The sequence below is a fragment of the Streptomyces sp. NBC_01465 genome, assembly GCF_036227325.1.
Lineage (GTDB): Bacteria > Actinomycetota > Actinomycetes > Streptomycetales > Streptomycetaceae > Streptomyces.
Genome location: NZ_CP109467.1, coordinates 4,296,313 through 4,310,974, shown reverse-complemented (window position 1 = coordinate 4,310,974; position 14,662 = coordinate 4,296,313). Strand labels below are relative to the sequence as shown.

The following is a 14,662-nucleotide window of genomic DNA, read 5'->3' as shown; positions in this document are numbered from 1 at the left end:
GCGGCTGCCCGCTAGTCGACCGTCCCGTACATCCGGTCACCCGCGTCGCCGAGCCCCGGCACGATGTAGCCGTGCTCGTTGAGCCGCTCGTCGATCGAGGCCGTCACGACCCGCACCGGCGTGCCCGCCAGCTCGCGCTCCATGATCTCGACGCCCTCGGGCGCCGCGAGGAGCACGACGGCGGTCACGTCGTCGGCGCCGCGCTTGATCAGCTCGCGGATCGCCGCGACGAGCGTGCCGCCGGTGGCGAGCATCGGGTCCAGTACGTAGACCTGGCGGCCCGAGAGGTCCTCGGGCATGCGCGTCGCGTACGTGGAGGCCTCCAGGGTCTCCTCGTTACGGATCATGCCCAGGAAGCCCACCTCGGCGGTCGGCAGCAGCCGCACCATGCCGTCCAGCATGCCGAGACCGGCGCGCAGGATCGGGACGACCAGCGGCCGCGGGTAGGAGAGCTTCACACCGGTCGTGGGCGTGACCGGGGTCTCGATGTCGACGACCTCCGTGCGCACGTCCCGGGTCGCCTCGTACGCGAGCAGGGTGACCAGCTCGTCGGCGAGGCGGCGGAAGGTGGCGGAGTCGGTGCGCTTGTCGCGCAGCGTGGTGAGCTTGTGTGCCACCAGCGGGTGGTCGACGACATGAATACGCATAGGACAACGGTAACCGGCCCGCTGGCATCAAGCCGCAGGTCCGGGGAAGGTGAGAGGGACGGACGCAGAGGTGGTGTGGCAGAGATGCCGGAGCGCGAGCACAAGCAGGAGGGCCAGGAGAGCAGCGCCGAGCGGAGGCGCCGCCGGGCCCAGTTCCTGCGTGAGCGGACCGAGGCGATGGAGCTGCGCGACCGGGTCCAGCCCAGGCGCGCCAAGGTGGCACGGCTGCGACAGCAGATGCGTATGCGCACCTTCCGCTGGTAGGTCCCGGCACTCCCGCCGGAGGGCGACACGAGGTCCTGAGGCCGAAGACCTCTCGCTGAGCCATCGTTTCTGCCACGATTCCCATTGGGCGGGGCTCAGAGCGCCCAACAGACCTGCACACCTATGACCAGTGGGAGAGTCACGGTGTACTTCGCCGCACTGCTCGCGCGCACCGAAGACGGGTGGGAAGCGAGCGACACGGAGCTCGACGATGTCGAAGCCCTGTCGGATCTGACGGACCTGGCCCGGGAGGCCTCGGTCGACGAGGACACGGTTCTTGTCGTCATCGAACAGGAGGACGCCTGGTTCGGCGTCGTCCGCATCGACGGCGAGGAGGATCCGCGGATCTACGTCTCGGACGCGGCGGCCGCCAGCCGTTCCTCGTACGGGGAGATCCTCCTCACCGACGAACTGCTCGGCCGCGATCCGGCCGATCCGGACGCCCTGGAAGAGCTCGCCGACCTCGACGGCACGGAGGACGGAGAGCCCGACGACGACGAGGACGGTGACGACACGGCCGTCGACGAGGTGGACGCCGTACCGGCGGGCCCCCTCGGCGACACCACGATCCTCGCCGACCTGGGCCTGGAGGAGAAAGCGCTGCTCTCGCTCGGTACGGACGCGCTCGCCGACGTGGCGGACGCCCTGGGCGCCGCCGAAGTCCTGGAGACCGTCCGATAGAGATGAACGACCCGCACCGCGATCCGCTGCGCGACCCCTGGACCGGGCCCATGCGCCTGGCCCTGGACGAGGCGGAGCAGGCCGCGCGGGCCGGCGACGTGCCGGTCGGCGCGGTCCTGCTCGCCCCGGACGGCACGCTGCTCGCCACCGGCCACAACGAACGCGAGGCGACCGGCGACCCGACCGCGCACGCCGAGGTCCTGGCGCTGCGGCGGGCGGCGGCGAAGCTCGGCGAGTGGCGGCTGACCGGCTGCACGCTGGTGGTGACCCTGGAGCCGTGCGTGATGTGCGCGGGTGCGCTCGTGCAGTCGCGGGTGGACCGGGTGGTCTTCGGGGCGCTGGACGAGAAGGCGGGTGCGGCGGGCTCGCTGTGGGATCTCGTACGGGACCGGAGGCTCAATCACCGGCCCGAGGTCATCCACGGTGTGCTCGGCGAGGAGTGCTCGGCGCAGCTGACTTCGTTCTTCCGGGACCGCTGATCGCGGGCCGGTCCGGGGGAGACCGATACCGATTTCAGACCACGGCCCACCTTGGGCTAAGCTCTCTCTCGGTAGCGTGTCCGAGCGGCCGAAGGAGCTCGCCTCGAAAGCGAGTGTGGGGAAACTCACCGAGGGTTCAAATCCCTCCGCTACCGCAGATGAACGAAGGGGCAGACCCAATGGGTCTGCCCCTTCGGTGCGTTCCGGATCAGTGCGTGGTGCGCGGAGCCTCGTCCGCCGGACCTGCGGAGAGATAGGTCGTGCGCGTCCTGCCGGTGACGCCCTCGGTGGCGGTCACGGTGACCGTCTCAAGGAGCTGGGACGTCTTCGGGTCGACGATCACACGGCTGCTCCCTGCCCCCGCCTTCAGTTCGACCGCGGTTCCCGTGCGGCCGGTGCTGTCCTCGGCCCGGCCGACCAGGTGGACGTCCGGGATGCCGGCGAGCACCTCGTAGAGGGCTGCGCGCAGTTGGGGGCCGGCCGGTGCGTCGGCCAGCAGGGCGTCGATGCCGTTGAAGAGTCCCAGCTCGGCCTGGGGCCCGGTGGCGTCGCCCAGGAGCTTGGCCCTGAGCGCCTTCGGTTCGGTCGGGAGGGTCTTCAACTCGTCCCAGGTGACGGTCTTCTCCGGGACCGGCGAGGAACCCACGTACCAGGACGTCTGCTCGGTGCGACCGGGCTGCGCCACGTGGTGGCCCGGCGTGGAGAGCCAGTGGCCGTCGGGCGTCAGGGCCCAGCCGTTCGCCGGACCGGTGAACTCCCCGACCGCATCGTTGCCGGCCGTCACCTGGAACCACTTGTTCCGGCCGAGCCACTCCGTTCGGGTCGTGGTGGGATACACCCGGCCTGAGGGAGAGGAGGAGGCCGAGGTACGTGTCTCCACCTTCCAGTACGGGGCGCTGGAGTCCGGCTTCGCAGCCGCGGTGTCCGCCATCTCGTGGAGGAACTCCGCCGCACTCGCCTCCGCCGCCGGCCGGCTGCCCCCGATGCCGATCGCGGGGTACACGGCCACGCCGGCCGCGACGGCCGCGACCGCCGCCGCGGAGACCAGGATCCGGCGCCTGCGGTGGAGCGGGCGGACGCGGACGGGGGCGGGCGCCGCGGCCGCACGTACGGCCGTGAGTGCGGCGGACACGGTCGCGCTGCTCGGCGGTGCGACGTCGCCCGCCGCCCGCAGCCGGTCGGCGCCGGGGAAGTCGAGGACATCCACGTCGTGCTCGGTCATGCGAAGTCTCCTGTCAGGGGTACCAAGGGGGACGTGCCGAGCGCGGCGCGCAGCCGGGTCCGGGCGCGGTGCAGCCGCGAGCGGGCCGTGCCCGCGGGGATGCCCATCACGGCGGCGGCCTCGGTGGGCGTGAGCTGCTCCCAGGCGACCAGCAGCAGCAGTTCGCGCTCCACGTCCGGCAGGCCGGCCATGGTGCGGCGGATCAGCGGCGCGACCGCGGCGGCGTCCAGCCGCTGGTCGACCGCGTGCCAGGGGTCGCTGCCCCTCTCCTCGCCGGGGAGCGCGTGCCCGTCGTGGTCGCGCCGGCGCCAGTGCGCGGACAGTACGTTCCTGGCCACTCCGAAGAGCCAGGTGCGTGAGGTGCCGCGGTCGGCGTCGTAGGTACCGCGGCCGGTGAAGGCCTGCAGCCATACCTCTGCCAGCAGGTCGTCCGCGGCGTGCGGCGCCCTGCGCGAGAGGTAGCCGTGCAGCACCCCCGAGTGCCGTACCACCAAAAGTTCGAACGCCTCAGGCTCCCGCGCCGAGCGGGTGAGCAGATCTTCGTCCGATTCCACCGGACCTCCCGTCGTCGCCGCATGGTCAGCGGCCTCACCCCGTACTTGTCGCCGGGGCGCCCGAGCGTTCGCTTCCTCGCACCATCACACCGGTGGGGCCACCCCGTTGTCCGCGAATGACCGCATTCGGGACCAGCCCGGCCATACGGTAGGCATGTGGGGCGCGGTCGCACCGGCAGGATCAACTGCGGGGCGGCGGTGGTCAGTCCGTACATGATCGAAGGGGTACGCCGTGGCGGCACGCAGCCACAAGGGGGCGCCGGTGCGCGGCCGCAGCAAGACCGGGACCGTCTCCATGGGGACGCTGGCGTTCGTGGTGCTGCTGGTCTCGGGGGTCGGGTGGGTCTATCTCCGGCTCGGCGGCAACATCAACACCTTCGGGGCGGACGGCATTTCGGGTGACCGGCCGCCGGGGAACGCCTCGGGCTCGAACGTCCTGGTCATCGGCTCCGACTCGCGCGCGGGCGGCAACAAGGGCCTGGGCGGCGGGGAGGGCGACATCGGGCGCTCGGACACCGCGTTCCTGCTGCATGTGTACGGGGACGGGAAGCACGCCGTCGCCGTGTCCGTGCCGCGGGACACGCTCGTCGACGTACCGCCGTGCCGGCTTCCGGACGGGGAGTGGACGGAGGAGGCGCCGGACACCATGTTCAACTCGGCCTTCTCGGTGGGCGAGACGGAGAAGGGGAATCCGGCCTGCACGCAGAACACCGTCGAGAAGCTGACGGGGCTGCGGGTGGACCACACCGTCGTCGTCGACTTCGAGGGGTTCGCGAGGATGACCTCGGCGGTCGGCGGGGTGCAGGTCTGTCTGCCCAAGGACATCTACCAGCGCGACCTCAGCCCGAACCGCGGCTCGCGCGGGGATCTGCTGTTTCCTGCGGGGCTGCAGACCGTCGAAGGCCAGAAGGCCCTGGACTACGTACGGTTGAGGCACGGCATCGGGGACGGCTCCGACATCGGCCGCATCAAGCGCCAGCAGGCCTTCGTCGCCTCGCTGATCAAGAAGGTCAAGAGCGGCGGCCTCAACCCCACCACGCTCCTCCCCCTCGCCAACGCCGCGACGAAGTCGATGACCGTCGACCCCGGTCTGGGCTCGGCCGACAAGATGATCTCCTTCGCGATGTCCATGAAGGGCATCGATCTGCACAACACCAAGTTCGTGACGATTCCCTGGCGTTACGAGGGCGAGCGCGTCGCCGTCGTCGAGCCGGACGCCGACCGGCTGTGGGCCTCGCTGAAGGCGGACCGGCCGCTGGGCTCCCCCTCTCCCACCACGTCCGCGACCGCTTCGCCCTCACCGTCGGCCTCGGTGTCGGGCGAGGGCATCGTCGTCGCCGTCTACAACGGCACGCTCACCAAGGGCCTCGCCGCGAAGGCGGCGGTCACGCTGCGCGCGTCCGGGTTCACGGTGGGTTCGGTCGCGACGGCGCGCAGCCAGGACCACGCCACGACGCTCGTCGAATACGGGCCGGGCGAGAAGGAGCACGCCAAGACGGTGGCCGCGCTCTTCCCCGACGCGCGCCTGGAGGCGACCACGGGGGCGGGGCTGAGTCTGGTGCTGGGTGGTTCGTACGGGACGACGCCGGCGCCCGCCGCCTCGGACAAGGCCCGCTCGGCGGACGACAACCCCTGCTCGAACCTCACCTTCGGCTAGCTGTCACACCTAGCCGGAAGGCGCAGAAAAGAGTAGGACGGGGGAAGCGGCATCGGGGGGACAAAACCGCTCCCCCCGACGAGAACGGGACCTACAAGCCCGGGCCGCAGTCAGGGGGAAGCGATGCGGCACGGGCCCCGCAGTGAGGCCCCTGTTCCATGGAGCCCTGCGCATTCCTGCCAGATCCGCCGGGCTCGGGTTCAATCCTGCCCCTGGCAGGACGGTGTCCCTTACGGCAAAGGGCCTTGATCCATGGGTCCTTGGTCCCTAAAGGGCGTGTACGGATAGACTCTCGCGACTGCAGCAAGGGGACCGCAGGGAGGGCAGGGCCGAGCAGTGCCAGCGAAGAAGATCATTCTCTATGTTCTCGTTGTCTTCGTCCTGTACACGATCATCACATCACCGGCCAGATCGGCTGATCTCGTACAGGTAGGGTTCGAAGGCGTGTCAAATGCCGCAAAAGGCGTCGGCCAGTTCATGACCGAACTGGTGAGCTGAACCCGCTAAGGAGTCCCCGTGATCCGCCATCTGGTCCTCTTCAAGCTCAACGAGGGCGTCGGGCGCGACGACCCGCGCGCGGTCGCCGGCGCGAAGGCCTTCGCCGAGCTGGGAGACCTGATCGAGGAGGTGGAGTTCTGGGAGTGCGCCTGGAACATCACGGACCGGCCCATCGCCTACGACTTCGCGATCAACTCTGCCGTGGCGGACGCCGATGCGCTGAAGCGCTACATCGAGCACCCGGCCCATCAGGCAGCCGCAGGACAGTGGCGCGAGTTCGCCACGTGGGTGATCGCCGACTACCCGTTCTGACCCCTCGCACTGCCGACCCCGCCCCTTACCGGGCGGGGTTTTTTGCATATCTACGCCTCAACTCGCCTTCAACACGACGTTATGCGGTGCTTGCACACAGTGGACATGTCTTGTGATGCTATGACCGCTTTTGACGGATGAATTGACCGATTAAGGGGTGGCGTTGACCGTGCCGGCCAGTACTGCGCCCGAGGTGCCGCTCCAGACCGAGCCCGCACCCACCACCCCCGCGCGGAGCCGGGGCGCCGACACCAGAGCCCTGACCCAGGTGCTCTTCGGCCAGCTCAAGGGGCTGGAGCCGGGGAGTCCGGAGCACTCACGGGTGCGCGGGGCGCTCATCGAGGCCAACATCCCGCTCGTGCGGTACGCCGCCGCCCGGTTCCGCAGCCGCAACGAGCCGATGGAGGACGTCGTCCAGGTCGGAACGATCGGCCTGATCAACGCCATCGACCGGTTCGACCCGGACCGCGGGGTGCAGTTCCCGACCTTCGCGATGCCGACCGTCGTCGGCGAGATCAAGCGCTACTTCCGGGACAACGTACGGACCGTGCATGTGCCGAGGCGGCTCCACGAGCTCTGGGTGCAGGTCACCGGCGCGACCGAGGACCTCACCACGATGCACGGGCGGTCGCCCACGACGGCGGAGATCGCCGACCGGCTGAAGATCTCCGAGGACGACGTACTGGCGTGCATCGAGGCCGGACGTTCGTACCACGCACAGTCGCTCGAAGCCGCCCAGGAGGGCGAGGGGATGCCGGGGCTGCTCGACCGGCTCGGCTTCGAGGATCCGGCGCTCGCCGGGGTCGAACACCGGGATCTGGTCCGGCATCTGCTCGTACAGCTGCCCGAGCGCGAGCAGCGGATTCTGATGCTGCGGTACTACAGCAATCTCACGCAGTCGCAGATCAGCCAGGAATTGGGCGTCTCCCAGATGCACGTCTCGCGTTTGCTGGCCAGAAGCTTCGCGCGGCTGCGATCCGCAAACAGGATCGAGGCATAACCGGATCGAGTGATCCGGACCAAACGCTTCAAAGGCTTAAAAGCCGCACACCCCCTCTTTCCTGCGCAGATATGTCGACTTGGCGCTACAGCGTGTTGCCGACATGTGACATTCTGCTGGAACCGAGTTTGCCGCGGCCCCCCAACCGGTATTCAGGTGGAGGCTGCGTTCCTCCGACGGGAGCGTCCGCCGCGACCGTCCGCGACCTCAAGGGGGTGGCATGTCCGCAGAACAGGGCAGCTCGAAGGTGCTCACGCTCACGAAGCCCGAGCCCGCGCCGCTGCAGCAGAAGCAGCAGCAGGCGCTCAGCGGCTCGGAGTTGCCGAGCACCGGCGCCATCGACACCCGCACTCTGTCCCGCTCCCTGTTCCTGAGGCTTGCCACCCTCGACACGGACAGCCCGGAGAAGACGTACGTACGGGACACACTGATCGAGCTCAATCTGCCGCTGGTGCGTTATGCCGCGGCGCGGTTCCGCAGCCGCAACGAGCCGATGGAGGACATCGTCCAGGTCGGAACGATCGGCCTGATCAAGGCGATCGACCGCTTCGACTGCGAACGCGGCGTGGAATTCCCGACGTTCGCGATGCCGACCGTCGTCGGTGAGATCAAGCGCTTCTTCCGCGACACGTCGTGGTCGGTGCGGGTCCCGCGCCGGCTGCAGGAGCTGCGGCTCGCGCTGACGAAGGCGAGCGACGAGCTGGCCCAGAAGCTGGACCGCTCGCCGACCGTGCCCGAACTCGCCGCCGTACTGGGGGTGTCGGAGGAGGACGTCGTCGACGGCCTGGCCGTCGGCAACGCGTACACGGCGTCCTCGCTCGACTCGCCCTCGCCCGAGGACGACGGCGGCGAGGGGTCCCTGGCGGACCGTCTGGGGTACGAGGACACGGCGCTGGAGGGCGTGGAGTACCGCGAGTCCCTGAAGCCGCTGCTGGCCAAACTGCCGCCGCGCGAGCGCCAGATCATCATGCTGCGGTTCTTCGCGAACATGACGCAGTCGCAGATCGGCGAGGAGGTCGGCATCTCGCAGATGCATGTCTCGCGGCTGCTGACGAGGACGCTTTCGCAGCTGCGGGAGGGTCTGATCGGGGACTAGGAGCCATACGGGGTTCCGAATTGACGGGGCGTCAGACACACTGGCGCGATGCGACGTCAACAGCTGCACGCGGTCCTTGCCGCCTCCGCTGCCACCCTCTGCCTCGGCGGGCTGCTCGCCGCCTGTGGCGGGGGGAGCGGCAGCGGGTACGTGGCGGTCGGTGCCGTGGGGTCCGGGACTGCTGACGGGCCCACGCGGGCCGTGCCGCCGACCGGCAAGGTCGTGCTCGTACCGCTCGACGGGGGCGGAGCTGCGTCCCGTACGCCGGGCAGCGCCGGCAAGGGCTCGGAGTCCTCTTCTTCGGCTTCCGCGCCGGACAGCGGTGACCCGGCGACGGGGAAAACGCCTGCGTCCGGCGGTGGCGGCGGTACGGGTGGCGGCGCGGGCGGCAGTACGGCCTCGGCGCCCCCCGCCACGGGAGGAAGCAGCTCGACCCCGGCCGCGCCCGGGTCCAGTACGCCCTCCGCGCCCGCAGGGCCCGCCGTGCTCAGCGTTTCCGACCCCGTGCTCGCCGACGCCACTCAGCGGTGGTGCGAAAAGGTGACCGTGCGGTTCAGCAACACCGGTGGATCAGCGGTGAGTTCGGGCACGGTCACCTTCGCGACGCACATCATCGGCGCACTCGGCGTGGACTGGGCGACCAGGGAGTCCGAGCAGCCGCTGCCGGGGCCGATCGCCGCGGGCGCGACGAAGTCCAAGACGTACACCGTGTGCGTGGACGACTGGCGGGTGCCGATCGGAATGCACGTCGACACCCAGTCGGTGACCGTCAGTTGGAAGTGAGCCGTGCTCAGCCCAGCGCGAGCCAGGCGACTGCCGCCAGGACCACGATCGCCACGACGACGCCGATGATCAGCCCCGTCTTCGATCCTGACTGCTGCAGCGGCGCTGCGGGCTGCGAGCGCTGGGCCTGCTGCGGCGCGCCCTCGTCGACGAAGGCGCGGAACATCTGGGTGGAGCCCGCCGGGTCGTAGTTGCCCTCGGGGCCTTGGGGCGCTTGGGGGTTGTGTGCCATGAAGCAGGACCCTAGCGAACCTGTGAGGCCTGCCCAACCCCTGGCGTGATCTGCTCACCGGACCCCCACCTCGTTGACCTTGCACTTGCGAATTCTTTGGCTTTACTTTGCCTTTCTCACCCCCATTTCATTTGCCTGCAGCAACCAACAGCCTTTACGGTTGCCTTAAGCAACAACATATGGGGGTGTCATGGCAGCGCAGAGTCAGTACGAAGAACTGGCCCGGCAGCTCAGTGCCATCGGCGCCGTGAAGCGCGGCCTCGCACGAGCCCTCCCGGCCCACTGCCCTTCCGGCTCGGCCGCCGCGCTCACCCTCATCGACCAACACGGGGAAATGCGTATGAGCAGGCTCGCCGAGCTGCTCGCCGTGGACATGTCGGTGACCAGCCGTCATGTGGCCCATGCGGCCGAGCGCGGTTGGATCGAGCGGTCCCCGGACCCCGCCGACAAGCGCTCGCGCATCCTGCGGCTCACCGCCGCCGGCCAGGACATGCTCGGCGTCCTCTCCCAGCGCTCCATCGACACGCTCGCCCACACCCTGGACGACTGGTCCGACGACGAAGTCGGAGAACTCAACGTGATGCTCGCGCGCCTGCGCCACAGCTTCGACTGCAAGGCCCGCGCCCTGCCGCCGCATCACGACCTCGACACCCGTACACCCGTTTAAGCACAGACAAGGATTTCCATGGCTACGACCACACCAGCCGGTGTGCGGGCCGGTCACGCCAAGCACGGGGGCCATCACACTCCCGACGGCGAACCGATGACTCACCGGCAGATCATGGAGGCGTTGTCCGGGCTGCTGCTCGGCATGTTCGTCGCCATCCTGTCGTCGACGATCGTCACCAACGCCCTGCCTCGGATCGTCTCCGACCTGCACGGCAGCCAGTCCTCGTACACCTGGGTCGTCACCGCGTCCCTGCTCGCGATGACGGCGACCACCCCGCTCTGGGGCAAGCTCTCCGACCTGTTCAGCAAGAAGCTGCTCGTCCAGATAGCACTGATCATCTACGTCACGGGCTCGGTCGTCGCCGGGCTCTCGCAGAACTCCGGCATGCTCATCGCCTGCCGTGTCGTCCAGGGCATCGGCGTCGGCGGTCTCTCCGCCCTCGCGCAGATCGTGATGGCCGCGATGATCTCCCCGCGCGAGCGCGGGCGGTACTCCGGCTACCTCGGCGCGACCTTCGCAGTCGCGACCGTCGGCGGACCGCTGCTCGGCGGTGTGATCACCGACACCAGCTGGCTCGGCTGGCGCTGGTGCTTCTACGTCGGCGTTCCGTTCGCGATCATCGCGCTGATCGTGCTGCAGAAGACCCTGAAGCTCCCGGTCACCAAGCGCGACGTCAAGGTCGACTGGGGCGGCGCGTTCTTCGTCGCCGCGGCCGTCTCGCTGCTGCTGGTCTGGGTGACCTTCGCGGGCAACAAGTACGACTGGATCTCCTGGCAGACCTACGCCATGGTCGGCGGCTCGATCCTGCTCGGGCTGCTGTTCGTCCTGGTCGAGTCCAAGGCCAAGGAACCGATCATTCCGCTGCGGCTCTTCCGCAACAAGACGATCACCCTCGCCTCGATCGCCTCGCTCTTCGTCGGTGTCGGCATGTTCACCGGCACGGTCTTCTTCAGCCAGTACTTCCAGCTGGCGCGCGGCAAGTCGCCGACGATGTCCGGTGTGATGACGATCCCCATGATCGGCGGGCTCTTCATCTCCTCGACCGTCTCGGGCCAGTTCATCACCAAGACAGGCCGCTGGAAGGCCTGGCTGGTCAGCGGCGGTGTGCTGCTGACCGCGGGGCTGGGGCTGCTCTCCACGATGCGGTACGACACCCCGTACTGGCGCCTCGCGATCTTCATGGCGCTGATGGGTCTCGGCATCGGCATGATGATGCAGAACCTCGTCCTCGCCACCCAGAACCAGGTGGCCCCCGAGGACCTCGGCTCGGCCTCCTCCACCGTCACGTTCTTCCGCTCCCTCGGCGGTGCCGTCGGCGTCTCGGCGCTCGGCGCGATCATGGCCAACCGGGTCACGCACTACGTCAAGGACGGCCTCGCGGACCTCGGCCCGCAGGGCGGCGGCGCCGGCTCCGGAGCCCTGTCCAGCGGTGCGATCCCCGATCTGAAGGTGCTGCCCGCCCCGCTGCGCACGGTCATCGAGAGTGCGTACGGACACGGTGTGGCCGATGTCTTCCTGATCGCGGCGCCCTGCGCGCTGCTCGCTCTCCTGATGACGCTGTTCATCAAGGAGGTCGCGCTCAGGACCCGCCCGGTGGGGGAGAAGGCGGCTCCGGCTGAGGCCGTGGCCCCGGTCGCCGCTGTTCCGGCCCCCGCCGTTTCTGTCGAGAAGGCCGTGCAGGCCGAGGAGACGATGCCGATGCAGTCCGTACCCGACTCCACCCCCATCCGCGGGATCGTCCGCGCCGCCGAGGGCGCGGCCGTCGGCGGGGCCGCGGTCACGCTGATCTCGCTCTCCGGGCGGCAGTTGGGCCGTGCGGTGGCCCAGGGCGACGGCGGCTACGAGGTCGGTGCGCCGGGCTCGGGTTCGTACGTCCTGATCGCCTCGGCGGACGGCTTTCAGCCGCAGGCCTCCACGGTCGTCGTGGGCGGCGACGAGCTGCACTACGACATCCTCCTGTCGGGCACGAGCGGCCTCGCCGGTGTCGTGAAGGCGGCCGAGGGCGGTGCGCCGATCGAGGGCGCGATGGTCGTCGTCACGGATGTCCGCGGTGACGTCCTGGCCACCGGTAAGTCCGGTGCGCAGGGCGACTTCACCTTCGGCGACCTGGTCCCCGGCTCGGTGACGATCGCCGTCAACGCGACCGGCCACCGGCCCCTCGCGCTGCCGGTGGAGATCGGCGGCCAGGGCGTCACCCGTATCGAGGCGCTGCTCCAGTCGGGCGCGCTCGTCCAGGGCGTCGTACGCGGCGGGGCCGACCGGCGCCCGCTGCCCGACGCGCGGGTCACGCTGGTGGACGCAGCCGGGAACGTCGTCGCCTCCGCCACCACCGGGGACGACGGGGCGTACGCCTTCGCCGACCTCACCTCGGGCGAGTACACGGTCATCGCGACCGGATACCCGCCGGTCGCAGGCTCGTTGAGCGTCGCGGGACGCGGCGTCGACGGCCACGACATCGAACTCGCCCACCCCGGCGAGTAGTTGGACTGCCCCGGAGGGGTGGTGGCCATGGACAGGGGACGGCCCGTGTCCACCACCCCTCCGGGGTTTCGCTTTTTCGCACAGTTGAGCAAGGAGAGTTACGGGATGGGACTTCGCGCACAGGTACGGACCCGGGACGGCTGGGCCGTGCAGCACGCGGTGGTGACCGTGACCGACATGACCGGCAGCCAGGTGGTGCGGGCCGCCGCCGACGAGGACGGCGCGGTGCGCGATGCGACGGCGCTGCCCCCGGGTCCGTACACGCTGATCGTGACCGCCGTCGGCTACGCGCCCGTCGCCTCGACCGTGATCGTCACGGCGAGCGGCCGCGCGGACGCGGGCACGGTGGTCCTGGCCCGCCAGGGCGGCGTGGAGCTGCCGCCGCCGGGCGCGTGGACGCTGGACCCGGCGCACTCCGCGGTGGGCGCGGTCGCCCAGCACCTGGGGATCTCCAGCGTGCACGGGCGGTTCACCGCCTTCTCGGGGCGGATCGAGATCGCCGAGGACGCGGAGAAGTCGCGCGTCGAGGCGGTCATCGAGGCGGGGTCGATCGACACGGGGAACGGGATGCGGGACGGGCACCTGAAGTCCGCCGACTTCCTGGACGTGGAGCGCTTCCCGGAGATCACGTACCGCTCGACGGGAATCGAGCCGGCCGGACCGGACCGCTGGACGGTCCACGGCGAGCTCGCACTGCACGGTGTCGTACGCGAAGTCGACCTGGATCTCAGCTACTTGGGTACGGGACCCGACCCGTGGGGCGGCACGCGGGCCGCGTTCCGCGCGACGGCGGATCTGCGGCGCGACGACTTCGCGATGAACTACAACCAGGTGGTGGCGGCGGGGATCTCGGCGATCGGGACGACGCTCAAGGTGGAACTGGACATCCAGGCCGTGCAGGGGGATGCGCTGCCGGCCATGTGACCGGGGGGTTCCGCCGTCAGCCCTTGATGACTCTGGTCTCGGCGGCGGGGATTCCCTTGTCCCACCAGTGTCCGTAGCGGCCGTAGACCGCCGGGTCGCGGTCCGCGAGCAGTGCGGAGAGGTTCGTTGCCTCCTCGGACAGGGACTGCCACGCCGCCTTTCCCAGCTTGTGGAAAGCGGTCAGTTCCAGGCCGCTGCCCACCGCCCGCCATACCCCGGCCACCTGTCCGTCGACCAGCAGGGTCGGCAGCATGTCGCCGTTGCGGCGTACGACCAGGGGGCGGTACTCCTGGGGCAGGATCCGGCCGGGGATCGCGTGCGCCAGCAGGGTGCTGTCCCACATCGGGAGCAGGCGTGGTGGGGTCGGGGTGTCCTCGGCGGGGATCGTGGCGTCCGGTACGTCGTAGAGCGCGGTGCGGGGCGGGCCCGCCAACTTCACCACCCGGTCGCCCAGTTCGTGCAGTGCCTTCGTGATCACCGCGCTTCCCAGCAGCGTGAAGCGCGCGAAGTCCCGGGCCGTCGCGGGGCCGAACGCCCGGAGGTAGGAGAGCAGCAGGTGCTGTACGCCGGCGCCCGCGTCCTCGGGTCCGGCGGGCGCGGCCCGGTACGCGTTGCGCTGGTTGAACGACCACGGGCCGCCCGTCGGCGCGTGGTGGAGCGGTGCGTACGTCCGCAGCGCCCACCACACGCGATGCGCGCTCTCCCCGTGCCGGGCCGTCAGCTCGGCCTCCACCTCGGCGCCCGTGTGCGGTTGCGCCAGGAAGCCGGCCAGCTCCGGGAGCAGCGCGTCGGCATCGTCGGGGGCGAGCCCCGTCGAGGTGTAGCGGCGGTCGTACACGCGGCTCGCGCGCAGGGAGCTCGCCATGGCGGCGTGGTACGGCGCGTAGTCGTCGGCGTGCACGGCGTGCAGCGTGATCCGCATCAGGCTCGCCTTCACGATGCTGCGGTCCGCGAACGCCGCGTCGAGATCCGCGGGGGCGAAGTCCTGGATCCGGTTCCATAGCGCGAGGTACGGCGAGGCCGGTGTCTGCGCCTGGAGCGCGCAGAGCGTGCGGACCGCGCCCGCCACGCCGAGGGGCCGGCGTTCCAGGAGGAGCTGACGGTCCAGCGTGGCCAGGGCGAGCTGTCGCGGAGTGAGGGTCACGCCCGGATTATGCCGTCG

17 protein-coding genes and 1 tRNA gene are annotated in these 14,662 nt (G+C 70.0%); 13 read left to right on the top strand and 5 right to left on the bottom strand.

The features are described 5' to 3' along the window. Positions 1 to 11: 11 nt before the first annotated feature. Positions 12 to 647: a uracil phosphoribosyltransferase gene (gene upp / locus OG707_RS20360; protein ID WP_329120301.1), complete on the bottom strand. Its 636-nt coding sequence runs from the start codon at positions 645 to 647 to the stop codon at positions 12 to 14. Here upp and OG707_RS20355 point away from each other — a divergent pair. The 4 genes from OG707_RS20355 (at position 636) to OG707_RS20340 (ending at position 2,226) form a co-directional block, all read left to right on the top strand. Then, positions 636 to 911 carry a hypothetical protein gene (locus tag OG707_RS20355; RefSeq protein WP_443071358.1) on the top strand — a complete coding sequence of 92 codons (276 nt, stop codon included), beginning with the start codon at positions 636 to 638 and terminating at the stop codon, positions 909 to 911. The two genes, upp and OG707_RS20355, sit on opposite strands and share 12 nt — an antisense overlap. 144 nt (positions 912 to 1,055) lie before the next feature. Next, positions 1,056 to 1,592 (top strand): tRNA adenosine deaminase-associated protein, encoded by a 537-nt coding sequence (locus OG707_RS20350; RefSeq protein WP_329127892.1) that lies wholly within the window; start codon positions 1,056 to 1,058, stop codon positions 1,590 to 1,592. A gap of 2 nt (positions 1,593 to 1,594) precedes the next feature. Next, positions 1,595 to 2,071 (top strand): tRNA adenosine(34) deaminase TadA, encoded by a 477-nt coding sequence (tadA, locus tag OG707_RS20345; protein WP_329120298.1) that lies wholly within the window; start codon positions 1,595 to 1,597, stop codon positions 2,069 to 2,071. Positions 2,072 to 2,141: 70 nt separating this feature from the next. Continuing rightward, a tRNA-Ser gene (locus OG707_RS20340) sits at positions 2,142 to 2,226 on the top strand. Positions 2,227 to 2,279: 53 nt separating this feature from the next. On the opposite strand, the gene OG707_RS20335 is transcribed toward OG707_RS20340, so the two are convergent. Both OG707_RS20335 and OG707_RS20330 read right to left on the bottom strand, forming a co-directional pair. Next, positions 2,280 to 3,293: a CU044_5270 family protein gene (locus tag OG707_RS20335; RefSeq protein ID WP_329120296.1), complete on the bottom strand. Its 1,014-nt coding sequence runs from the start codon at positions 3,291 to 3,293 to the stop codon at positions 2,280 to 2,282. Next, the gene (locus OG707_RS20330; protein WP_329120294.1) at positions 3,290 to 3,847 is read right to left on the bottom strand and encodes an RNA polymerase sigma factor; all 558 of its coding nucleotides are present in this window, start codon (positions 3,845 to 3,847) and stop codon (positions 3,290 to 3,292) included. Before OG707_RS20330 ends, OG707_RS20335 begins: the two co-directional genes overlap by 4 nt. A 295-nt stretch (positions 3,848 to 4,142) precedes the next feature. Here OG707_RS20330 and OG707_RS20325 point away from each other — a divergent pair, with 295 nt between their 5' ends. From OG707_RS20325 to OG707_RS20300, 6 genes are all read left to right on the top strand, one after another. Further along, on the top strand, positions 4,143 to 5,504 hold the full coding sequence (locus OG707_RS20325) for an LCP family protein (RefSeq protein ID WP_329127891.1): 1,362 nt from the start codon (positions 4,143 to 4,145) through the stop codon (positions 5,502 to 5,504). 336 nt (positions 5,505 to 5,840) lie between these two features. Then, a complete protein-coding gene (locus OG707_RS20320) occupies positions 5,841 to 6,002 on the top strand; it encodes a hypothetical protein (protein ID WP_329120292.1) in 162 nt (53 codons plus the stop codon). A gap of 18 nt (positions 6,003 to 6,020) precedes the next feature. Beyond that, positions 6,021 to 6,314, top strand: coding sequence for a Dabb family protein (locus OG707_RS20315; RefSeq protein WP_329120290.1), 294 nt, complete (start codon positions 6,021 to 6,023; stop codon positions 6,312 to 6,314). Between the two features lie 169 nt (positions 6,315 to 6,483). Further along, positions 6,484 to 7,314 carry an RNA polymerase sigma factor SigF gene (locus OG707_RS20310; protein WP_329120287.1) on the top strand — a complete coding sequence of 277 codons (831 nt, stop codon included), beginning with the start codon at positions 6,484 to 6,486 and terminating at the stop codon, positions 7,312 to 7,314. Positions 7,315 to 7,534: 220 nt separating this feature from the next. Continuing rightward, positions 7,535 to 8,410, top strand: a complete 876-nt coding sequence (locus tag OG707_RS20305; RefSeq protein WP_329120285.1) for an RNA polymerase sigma factor SigF — start codon at positions 7,535 to 7,537, stop codon at positions 8,408 to 8,410. A gap of 48 nt (positions 8,411 to 8,458) precedes the next feature. After that, positions 8,459 to 9,193: a hypothetical protein gene (locus tag OG707_RS20300; protein WP_329120283.1), complete on the top strand. Its 735-nt coding sequence runs from the start codon at positions 8,459 to 8,461 to the stop codon at positions 9,191 to 9,193. Between the two features lie 7 nt (positions 9,194 to 9,200). On the opposite strand, the gene OG707_RS20295 is transcribed toward OG707_RS20300, so the two are convergent. Beyond that, the gene (locus tag OG707_RS20295; RefSeq protein ID WP_329120281.1) at positions 9,201 to 9,425 is read right to left on the bottom strand and encodes a hypothetical protein; all 225 of its coding nucleotides are present in this window, start codon (positions 9,423 to 9,425) and stop codon (positions 9,201 to 9,203) included. Positions 9,426 to 9,615: 190 nt separating this feature from the next. Here OG707_RS20295 and OG707_RS20290 point away from each other — a divergent pair, with 190 nt between their 5' ends. The 3 genes from OG707_RS20290 (at position 9,616) to OG707_RS20280 (ending at position 13,500) form a co-directional block, all read left to right on the top strand. Continuing rightward, entirely contained in the window at positions 9,616 to 10,092 is a 477-nt protein-coding gene (locus OG707_RS20290) for a MarR family winged helix-turn-helix transcriptional regulator (protein ID WP_329120279.1), read from the top strand. A gap of 18 nt (positions 10,093 to 10,110) precedes the next feature. Continuing rightward, positions 10,111 to 12,576, top strand: coding sequence for an MFS transporter (locus OG707_RS20285; RefSeq protein WP_329120278.1), 2,466 nt, complete (start codon positions 10,111 to 10,113; stop codon positions 12,574 to 12,576). A 105-nt stretch (positions 12,577 to 12,681) separates the two neighbouring features. Then, entirely contained in the window at positions 12,682 to 13,500 is an 819-nt protein-coding gene (locus tag OG707_RS20280) for a YceI family protein (RefSeq protein WP_329120275.1), read from the top strand. Positions 13,501 to 13,516: 16 nt separating this feature from the next. Here the strand turns inward: OG707_RS20280 and OG707_RS20275 are convergent, their stop codons facing one another. Continuing rightward, entirely contained in the window at positions 13,517 to 14,644 is a 1,128-nt protein-coding gene (locus OG707_RS20275) for a winged helix DNA-binding domain-containing protein (protein WP_329120274.1), read from the bottom strand. Positions 14,645 to 14,662: the final 18 nt, after the last annotated feature.

What these genes read in the sequence shown, in the direction of transcription:
- OG707_RS20355 (WP_443071358.1), top strand. Translation starts at nt 636, where the DNA reads ATGAATACGCATAGGACAACGGTAACCGGCCCGCTGGCATCAAGCCGC.
- upp (WP_329120301.1), bottom strand. Translation starts at nt 647, where the DNA reads ATGCGTATTCATGTCGTCGACCACCCGCTGGTGGCACACAAGCTCACC.
- tadA (WP_329120298.1), top strand. Translation starts at nt 1,595, where the DNA reads ATGAACGACCCGCACCGCGATCCGCTGCGCGACCCCTGGACCGGGCCC.
- OG707_RS20335 (WP_329120296.1), bottom strand. Translation starts at nt 3,293, where the DNA reads ATGACCGAGCACGACGTGGATGTCCTCGACTTCCCCGGCGCCGACCGG.
- OG707_RS20325 (WP_329127891.1), top strand. Translation starts at nt 4,143, where the DNA reads ATGGGGACGCTGGCGTTCGTGGTGCTGCTGGTCTCGGGGGTCGGGTGG.
- OG707_RS20305 (WP_329120285.1), top strand. Translation starts at nt 7,535, where the DNA reads ATGTCCGCAGAACAGGGCAGCTCGAAGGTGCTCACGCTCACGAAGCCC.
- OG707_RS20300 (WP_329120283.1), top strand. Translation starts at nt 8,459, where the DNA reads ATGCGACGTCAACAGCTGCACGCGGTCCTTGCCGCCTCCGCTGCCACC.
- OG707_RS20295 (WP_329120281.1), bottom strand. Translation starts at nt 9,425, where the DNA reads ATGGCACACAACCCCCAAGCGCCCCAAGGCCCCGAGGGCAACTACGAC.
- OG707_RS20290 (WP_329120279.1), top strand. Translation starts at nt 9,616, where the DNA reads ATGGCAGCGCAGAGTCAGTACGAAGAACTGGCCCGGCAGCTCAGTGCC.
- OG707_RS20285 (WP_329120278.1), top strand. Translation starts at nt 10,111, where the DNA reads ATGGCTACGACCACACCAGCCGGTGTGCGGGCCGGTCACGCCAAGCAC.
- OG707_RS20280 (WP_329120275.1), top strand. Translation starts at nt 12,682, where the DNA reads ATGGGACTTCGCGCACAGGTACGGACCCGGGACGGCTGGGCCGTGCAG.